Origin of the sequence: Mesorhizobium sp. M7A.F.Ca.ET.027.03.2.1 (genome assembly GCF_003999175.1) — a bacterium.
Lineage (GTDB): Bacteria > Pseudomonadota > Alphaproteobacteria > Rhizobiales > Rhizobiaceae > Mesorhizobium.
On record NZ_RZOM01000158.1, the window covers coordinates 1 to 8,130 of the forward strand.

Below are 8,130 nucleotides of genomic sequence, written 5' to 3' on the forward strand. Positions count from 1 at the left end.
CGGCCGCGTCGTGCTGGCAAGGGGCGATGCCACCGATTTCGATGCCCGTGCACTCTTCGGTGTCGAACGCTTCGACCGTGTCTTCGTGTCCTATTCGCTGTCGATGATCCCCGGTTGGGAAAAAACTGTGTCGGCAGCGCTTGCCGCCCTGTCGCCGAACGGTTCGCTGCACATCATCGATTTCGGCCAGCAGGAAGGCCTGCCCGGCTGGTTCCGGACCTTGCTGCGCGGCTGGCTGAAAAAATTCCACGTCGCGCCGCGTGAATCGTTGCGCGAAGTGCTGGAATCGGAATCTCGGCGAACCAGCGCAAGCTTCCGTTTCCGTACGCTTTATCGCGGCTATGCCTGGCTGGCGGTTATCAAGATCACTTCCTGAATATTGCCGTGGGAAAGGCACATAAAGGCGAAGCAGCCACGATCCGTTGGATCAACGTTGCCTTATGACCCCGAGAGCGGTACACTATCTCACATGCATGGAAGCATGTGGTGATCATCGGCTTCAGGGCTGAATGGCTGCGGGCCTTCTTCGTGGAAGACACCCATTCTCGCAACATTCCGTCCGATCTCGAAAGCCGTTTGTTCCGCAAGCTCCAGATGATTGACGACGCGATGATCGATCAGGATTTGCGTGTGCCGCCCAGCAATCATTTCGAGAAGCTGCGCGGCATTCTCGAAGGCTTCCATTCAATACGCGTCAACAAGCAATGGCGGCTGATCTTCCGCTGGGACGGCGGCCGCGGTGAGGCGTCGGACATCTATCTCGACGACCACAGCTATAGATGAGGTGAGAACATGTTGATGACCGCACGCAAGCCGGCAACGGTTGGCGAAATTCTCACGGAAGAATTCATGCAGCCGCTTGGCCTGACGCAGGCGGCTTTGGCCGAGGCGATGGGGGTCCAGCGCAAGCATGTGAACGAATTGTGCAACGACCGCCGCAACGTGACGGCGGCGACCGCGCTTATTCTGGCGCGGGTGTTCGGCAACAGCCCGGACTTCTGGTTGAACGTCCAGCGCCGCAGCGATCTTTGGCAGGTCATGAACTCGCCCGACGAGCGGGCGCGAGTTGATCGCGCCAAGCCATTGGCGACAGCTGCATAGCAAGAGTTGCGCCGCGCTAATGCAGCGCCTTGATCAGCGCCCCCAACATCGTCTGCGGCCGGTAGCCGAGCTTGGCAGGCGTCAGCCCTAGCCGCACCACCACCAACTGCTCAGAAGGGATGATGGCGACCGTCTGCCCGTCATGGCCTTCCATCCAATACGTGTCCTTGGGCAGGCCTGCCGCGACGCCGGCGCCGGGGTTTTCCTCATCGCCCGGGGCCTCGATCCACAACTGACCCTTGCCATAGACCTTCGAGGCGGATGCCGGCTCGCGCATCCAGTCGACGAAACCGGTTGGCAGGATCTGGTTGCCGTTCCACACCCCGCCCTGCAGCAGGAACTGGCCGAAGCGCGCCCAGTCATGCGCGGTCGCGTAAAGATAGGACGAGCCGACGAAGGTGCCCTGCTCGTCGGTCTCGAGCACCGCGCTATGCATGCCAAGCGGCTCGAACAGGGCGTTGCGCGGCCATGTCAGCGCCTTGGCCTTGTCGCCGACCGCGTCCTGCCAGAGCCGCGACAGCATCACCGCTGTGCCGCTCGAATAGGAAAACTGTTTGCCGACCTCTGCAGCCAGCGGCTTGGATTCGGCAAAGCCCGCCATGTCCGGCTCGAGATAGAGCATACGCGTGACGTCGGCGACGTCGCCATAATCCTCGTTGAACTCCAGCCCGCTCGACATCGCCATCATGTCGGCAAGGCTGATCGCGGCGCGGCCGTCCGCCTTCCACGGGGCAAACAGGTTTTTGTCGTCGAAAGCCATCTTGCCGTCCTTGACCAACGTACCGACGATGGCGGCGTTCACCGTCTTCGTCATCGACCAGCCGAGCAGCGGCGTCTTGGCGGAAAAGCCCTCGCCGTAGCGCTCGGCGACGACGCGGCCATTCTTGACCACCACCACCGCCCGCATGCCGGTGCCGGTCAGCGCCGCATCGTCGAGCAGTTTGGCAACAACCGGATCCTGCGATGCCTCAACCCGCTCGCCTTCCGGCCACAGGTCGCCCATGGTGGCCGCCGACGGCTCCGCTTGGATCGCGGTCCGCCGCGCCTTGCCGACATCGCCGTCCGGAACCGAAGCGCAGCCAAGCCCGTCGCGGGCGACAGCGACGCTCTTGCCGAGGAACCCGAACAGGCCGGCAGACACCGTTCCCCTGTTCTTGTCCACCGAAACACGCATTAACCGCAGCAGGGGATGCCCGGGCGCCTGCACGTCGACGGCCAGCACCTCATTGGCGTCCCGGCCGGCGATGAAGACATTCGAGCAGACGATCTTGGCCGAATAGCCGGAACCGACGCGGATCAATTCGGGCGGCGCGATGTATAGCCACGCAAACAGCGCGGCGACCGCCAGCACGATCAGACCAAGCAGCCATCTGACGATCTTGACGACGATCCGCATTTATTTCCTCCGGGCCCTGCGCGACCCCTTATGTCATCGATTTGCCGCCATTGCTTCCGCAAATCACAATGCTTGTCGAGCGCCATCAACGGATTATCAACCATGATCGGCGATCACAGGATATGCTGAGCGATGCTGTGGGGCGATCGCTCGGAGGGGGCCCAATCACAAGCCGGCCATCAGGTATAGACCCATCAGCGACCGGCTGAATCCGGCTCGGGAATTGCGATGCGCCGTCTTGCGGGCCTCATTATGCTAGCGCTGCTTGGCGCGTGCTCGACAGTAGACGATCTCTCGCCACTGTCGCCGTCGGCGTCGAGCAGCCCGACGGTCACTGTCCGGGCGCCGCGCTTTGCCGATTCCAAGCCGCATGAATGGGAGAGCGGCGCGCCGTGGAACTATGCCGTCCACGGCACCGATGTTTCCAAATACCAGACCTCGGTCGACTGGCCGGCGGCCAAGGCCAGCGGCATCTCCTTCGCCTTCATCAAGGCGACCGAGGGCGGCGATCGCTTCGATGAATACTTCAACGAGCATTGGACCCGGACCAAAGCTACGGGCGTTCCCCGCGCCGCCTATCACTTCTACTATTTCTGCACCCCGGCTGCCGTGCAGGCGCGCTGGTTCATCCGCAACGTCCCCGTCGATCGCTCGGCGATGCCGCCGGTCCTCGACATGGAATGGAACCCACAATCGCCGACCTGCAGGCTGCGTCCCGACGCCGCCACGGTGCGCGCGGAGATGACCACCTTCCTCGAGATCGTCGAACGCCACTACGGCAAGAAGCCGATCATCTACACCTCGGTCGACTTCTTCGACGACAACGGCCTGGCGGGGTTTCGCGGCTATCCGTACTGGCTGCGTTCTGTCGCCGGCCATCCACGTGAGAAATACGGCAGCCACCCCTTCACATTCTGGCAGTACACAGGAACCGGGATCATTCCGGGCATGACCGGCAAGGCCGACATCAACGTCTTCAACGGCAGTGAAGCCACCTGGAACAAGTGGCTGCGGCAGAACACCCGTTGACACCGGTTCAACGGCAGCACCGCCCTGGATCAATCACTCCAGCAGAGCTTCCGTTGAACCGGTTCAACGGCAGCACCGCCATGGATCAAATCACTCCAGCAGAGCTTCCGTTGAACCGGTGCAACGGCAGCGAGTCCGTCCGAGATAAGAAGCTCCGCAGAACACCGTTGTCGCCAGTGCAACGGCACAGAAGATAAGGGGCTGCGGCACAAGAACCGTTGACACAGGGCCTGCCGCCTGCTTTTCGACACAGCCAGCGGTGAAGAGTGCAGCCGCCGGCAATTCAGGGCGTTGGGCCTCCGGGGGAGCACAACAACTGCCCGCTATTCGTTTCGAGAGGAAGCTGATGCGACTGCGTTTCCAAGTCCTCGCGGCTGCGCTGACCCTGTGCGCCACGGCCTTGCCGGCAATGGCGCAGGAATGCGGCGGCGACTTCGAAGCCTGGAAGCAGGGCGTCGCCGCGGAAGCCAAGGCGGCCGGCGTCGGCACTGTCGGTCTCGACGCCCTTGAAGCGGCAACCTTCGACGACAAGGTGTTGGCACGCGACCGCGCCCAGGGCGTCTTCACCCAAACCTTTGTCGAGTTTTCCAACCGCATGATCTCGGCCTATCGCCTGAAGCAAGGTGCGGCGAACATGAAGAAATACGCGGATGTCTTCGCCCGCGCCGACCAGCAGTTCGGCGTTCAGGCGCCGATCATCGCCGCCTTCTGGGCGCTGGAGACCGATTTCGGCGCCGTGCAGGGCGACTTCCACACGCTGAGCGCCCTGGTGACGCTGTCGCATGATTGCCGGCGCCCGCAACTGTTTCGGCCTCAGTTGATACCGCTTCTGCAATTGATCGATCGCGGCGTGCTGCCGGCCGATGTCAGGGGCGCCTGGGCCGGCGAGATCGGCCAGACGCAGATCCTGCCCTCAGATTATCTGGCACGCGGCGTCGACGGCGACGGCGACGGCAAGATCGACCTGCGCGGCAGCGTGCCCGATGTGATCATGACCACCGCCAACAAAGTGCTGTCGCGCGGCTGGAAACGCGACCAGCCCTGGATCCAGGAAGTCCGCGTGCCCGAAGACATGCCGTGGGACCAGACCGGTCGCACCAACAAGCTGCCGCTGTCGCAGTGGGCGCAATGGGGCGTCACCTACCCCAGCGGCGCGCCGCTGGTCGACAACGGCCTCAAGGCAGGCTTGGCGCTGCCGATGGGCCGTAAGGGGCCCGCCTTCCTCGCTTATGACAATTTCGACGTCTATCTTGAGTGGAACCAGTCCTTCACCTATGCGCTGACCGCGGCCAACCTCGCCGCCAGGTTGGCGGGAGAAAAACAGTTCGATCCGCGCAATCCCGAGACTGGCCTCAACAACGAGCAGATGAAGGCGCTGCAGACCAAGCTCGAAGTCAGAGGCTACGATGTCGGCACTGTCGACGGCATTTTGGGTACCAACACCCGCGAGGCGATCCGCAAGGAGCAGATGCGGCTAGGCCTGCCGGTGGATGGCTGGCCGACGCCGGAGCTGCTGGGGAAATTGTAGCTCCTCTTCCTTCTCCCCCTTGTGGGAGAAGGTGGATCGGCGCGTAGCGCCGAGACGGATGAGGGGTGTTCCAGCGGAGTGAGGCGTTGGCGTTCCCTGGACCACCCCTCATCCGACCTCGCTTCGCGAGGCCACCTTCTCCCGCAAGGGGAGAAGGAAGAAACTTAGTCCGCCATTGTCTCCAAACTCGCAAACCCCTGCGGCGCGTCGCCCTCGTCGAACGGCGTCGTCACCTCGACGAAGGTGTCGGGGTAAAAGCCGTTGAAGCGGGTCCGCAGCGAGAGCGAATAGGCGCCGATATGGCCGATCTCGATCCAGTCGCCGGTATCGACCGTTTCCGGCAGCCAGAACGGCCGCGACAGGATGTCGACGGAATCGCAGGTCGCCCCGCAGACCTTGAACGGCACGATGTTCTTCTCCTCGCCATTGCGCGAGCGGATCGCCGGATCAGGAATGAAGCGCGCCGGCAGCGTGATCTTTCCGGTCCATGAATCCGACAGCGACGCCCAGATGCCGTCATTGATGTAGAGCCGCTTGCCCTTGCGCAGCAGCACCCGCACGATCAGCGACAGGCAGCGCGCCACGATCACGCGGCCCGGCTCGGCCACCAGCGGCATCTGGTCGAACTGATACTCTTTCAGATCGCCCGAAAGCCGCGACATGATCTGGCCGAGCGACGGCATCTCGATCTGCTTGCGGTTGGGGTCATGGCCGTATTCGGCGGGGAAACCGCCGCCGACGTCGAGCCCGGCAATATCGAAGGTCAGCCGGTTGCGCACCCAATCGGCGGAAGCCAGTGCCCGCTCATAGGTGTCGGGATCCTCGATCTGACTGCCGACATGGAAACACAGGCCAACCTTGTAGCCGGTGCGGTTCAGCCGCTCGGCCAGTTCGACGGCATAGGCCGGCCCGGCGCCGAACTTCTTCGACAGTTCGTAGGCGGCATGGCCCTTGGTCTGCACCCGCACGAACACGCTGATCGAGCCCGGGTCGATGTCGAGTGCCCGCACCACTCGCGTCAGCTTGGTGATCTCGTCCTCGTGATCCAGCGAAATGACGCGGATGGCGTATTTCTCCAGCGCCAGCTTGATGTCCGACTGCGCCTTGACCGGATGCATGTAGAGCATCTCGGCATCGGGAGAGACGGCACGCACGGCAGCGAACTCGCCCGGCGAAGCGACGTCGAAAGCCTTAACGCCGGCTTCGACCAGCGTCTTCAGCACGATCTGCTCGCCATTGGTCTTGACCGCATAGGCGGTCTTGCCCGGGAACATGCCCATGAATTGCCTGGCATCCGCCATCAGCACCTGGGGGCGGAAGCAATAGACCGGATCGTCCGGGCGAAGCGCCAGTGCCGCCTCGCGGGCATTCTCGAATCGCTGCATCGACGAATCCTTGATCTAGCCTGCGCACAATTAATCCAAGCTAGCGGCTAATGAAAACAATTCTGTGTCTCGTACGGCTGACGCTGGGGCGCTAGGTCTTGGCGGCAGGCGTTTGCCTCAATCACGTTTCGGGTGGCCCTTGTCTCCGAACCGGATATGGCTTCTGCCTGACTGGCATACGTCTGGGAGGGCGACTCACATGGCAATGGCCGCGACATCCGCACCACGCGGGCCGATGGCGCTCAAGGATTGGGGGCAACTCCTGCTGCTCGGCGCGATCTGGGGCGGCTCGTTCTTCTTTGCGCGCATCGCGGTGGCGGAACTCCCCCCGCTGGTGCTGGTGCTGTTTCGCGTCGCCATCGCCGCGATTGCGCTGCAGATCTATCTCGGTCTGCGTGGCCCGTCCTTTCGCCTCGCGCTTCCGCATGCCGGCCTGTTCTTCCTGCTGGCGCTCACCAACAATGTCGTGCCCTTCTCGCTGATCTTCGCCGGCCAGACGGAGCTCGGAGCCGGCATCGCCTCGGTGCTCAACGCGACAACGCCGTTCTGGACGTTGATCCTCGCCAACGCGCTGACATCGGACGAAAAGCTGTCCTGGAACAAGCTCGCCGGCATTGCGCTCGGCATCGCCGGCACGGCTGTCATGATCGGCCCCGGCCTGCTTGCCGGGCTCGGCGGCCCGGTCTGGGCCAAATTCGCGCTGATCGGGGCTTCGCTGTCCTATGCCGTCGCGCTGATGGTTGCCCGCCGCTTCAGGGGCGTGCCCTCGCCGATCATCGCCACCGGACAGTTGACGGCATCGACCATCATCATGATCCCGATCGTGCTCTTCACCTACGGTCCATCCGGCCTGTTCTCGGCCTCGCCGCCGGTCTGGGCGGCGGTGCTGGCACTGGCGCTGCTGTCGACCGCCTTCGCCTACATCCTCTATTTCAACCTCGTCGCCTCGGCCGGCGCCACCAATGCCTCGCTGGTCACGCTTGTCGTACCGGCCAGCGCAATGCTGCTCGGCTTCCTGTTCCTTGGCGAGCGGCTGGAACTGTTCGAAATCGGCGGCGTGGTGCTGATCGCGCTCGGCCTCGTCACCATTGACGGGCGGTTGTTCGGCCGACGTTAGAGCGCCGCGCGTCCACTGGACGCGCAAAGGATGCTCTAACCACCCAATTGCCCCCCGCATCGCGAAAGTTGAATTCGGCTTCCGCAGCGGTAGCGCTGCCATGACACGGCAGCGACACGAGTCGGCCACATTTTATTCACAGGCCTGAAGCCGGTTTTTGCTTAGGAGTTTCAAAGCCTAACGGCAAAAGACATGTCGCGGATTTCACAATCACGTCGCAATGCAGCACATTTTCCGCTTGCCTGTGGCACAAATGAACCTAGACTCCGTGACATAGCTCTTTAAGAGGAGGCTATGTCATGGGACTCACGAGGCCTATCAACGCATTGATGATCTGTGCTGCGTTCGCCTTTATCGGAGCCCTTATTATGGGCTTCCTTCCCTGACCGCCAAAGCGGGGAAGACCAGCACCCAAATAGTCCAACCAATTCAAAAGGCCGGGTTTTTCCCGGCCTTTTGTCGTTCAACCCACTCTCATGCCGCGGCTGATCCGGCGGCCGCCGCCTCGTGCGAGCGGATGCCGATCATATGACAGATGGCAAAGACCAGATCGGCGCGGTTCATGGTGTAGAAG

Annotated in this window: 7 protein-coding genes and 2 pseudogenes; 6 read left to right on the forward strand and 3 right to left on the reverse strand. The window is 62.7% G+C overall.

What is annotated here, in order from left to right:
- The 3 genes and pseudogenes from EN750_RS09775 to EN750_RS09785 form a co-directional block, all read left to right on the forward strand.
- A pseudogene (locus EN750_RS09775) lies at positions 1-376 on the forward strand (SAM-dependent methyltransferase); the annotation flags it as partial.
- Between the two features lie 110 nt (positions 377-486).
- Positions 487-783 (forward strand): type II toxin-antitoxin system RelE/ParE family toxin, encoded by a 297-nt coding sequence (locus EN750_RS09780; protein ID WP_127396295.1) that lies wholly within the window; start codon positions 487-489, stop codon positions 781-783.
- Positions 784-792: 9 nt separating this feature from the next.
- Positions 793-1,101, forward strand: a complete 309-nt coding sequence (locus tag EN750_RS09785; RefSeq protein ID WP_023813159.1) for a HigA family addiction module antitoxin — start codon at positions 793-795, stop codon at positions 1,099-1,101.
- A 16-nt stretch (positions 1,102-1,117) separates the two neighbouring features.
- Here EN750_RS09785 and EN750_RS09790 read toward each other — a convergent pair whose 3' ends face one another.
- Positions 1,118-2,497 carry a serine hydrolase gene (locus EN750_RS09790; protein ID WP_127396296.1) on the reverse strand — a complete coding sequence of 460 codons (1,380 nt, stop codon included), beginning with the start codon at positions 2,495-2,497 and terminating at the stop codon, positions 1,118-1,120.
- 228 nt (positions 2,498-2,725) lie between these two features.
- On the opposite strand from EN750_RS09790, the gene EN750_RS09795 reads away from it, so the two are divergent.
- Both EN750_RS09795 and EN750_RS09800 read left to right on the forward strand, forming a co-directional pair.
- Positions 2,726-3,526: a GH25 family lysozyme gene (locus EN750_RS09795; protein WP_127321779.1), complete on the forward strand. Its 801-nt coding sequence runs from the start codon at positions 2,726-2,728 to the stop codon at positions 3,524-3,526.
- A gap of 346 nt (positions 3,527-3,872) precedes the next feature.
- Positions 3,873-5,054: a lytic murein transglycosylase gene (locus EN750_RS09800; protein ID WP_127396297.1), complete on the forward strand. Its 1,182-nt coding sequence runs from the start codon at positions 3,873-3,875 to the stop codon at positions 5,052-5,054.
- A gap of 164 nt (positions 5,055-5,218) precedes the next feature.
- Here the strand turns inward: EN750_RS09800 and EN750_RS09805 are convergent, their stop codons facing one another.
- Positions 5,219-6,439 carry an alanine racemase gene (locus EN750_RS09805; RefSeq protein WP_013530936.1) on the reverse strand — a complete coding sequence of 407 codons (1,221 nt, stop codon included), beginning with the start codon at positions 6,437-6,439 and terminating at the stop codon, positions 5,219-5,221.
- A gap of 199 nt (positions 6,440-6,638) precedes the next feature.
- Between EN750_RS09805 and EN750_RS09810 the strand changes: the two genes are divergently transcribed.
- Positions 6,639-7,556, forward strand: a complete 918-nt coding sequence (locus tag EN750_RS09810) for a DMT family transporter (RefSeq protein ID WP_127396298.1) — start codon at positions 6,639-6,641, stop codon at positions 7,554-7,556.
- Between the two features lie 474 nt (positions 7,557-8,030).
- Here the strand turns inward: EN750_RS09810 and EN750_RS40590 are convergent.
- A pseudogene (locus EN750_RS40590) lies at positions 8,031-8,130 on the reverse strand (methylenetetrahydrofolate reductase [NAD(P)H]); the annotation flags it as partial.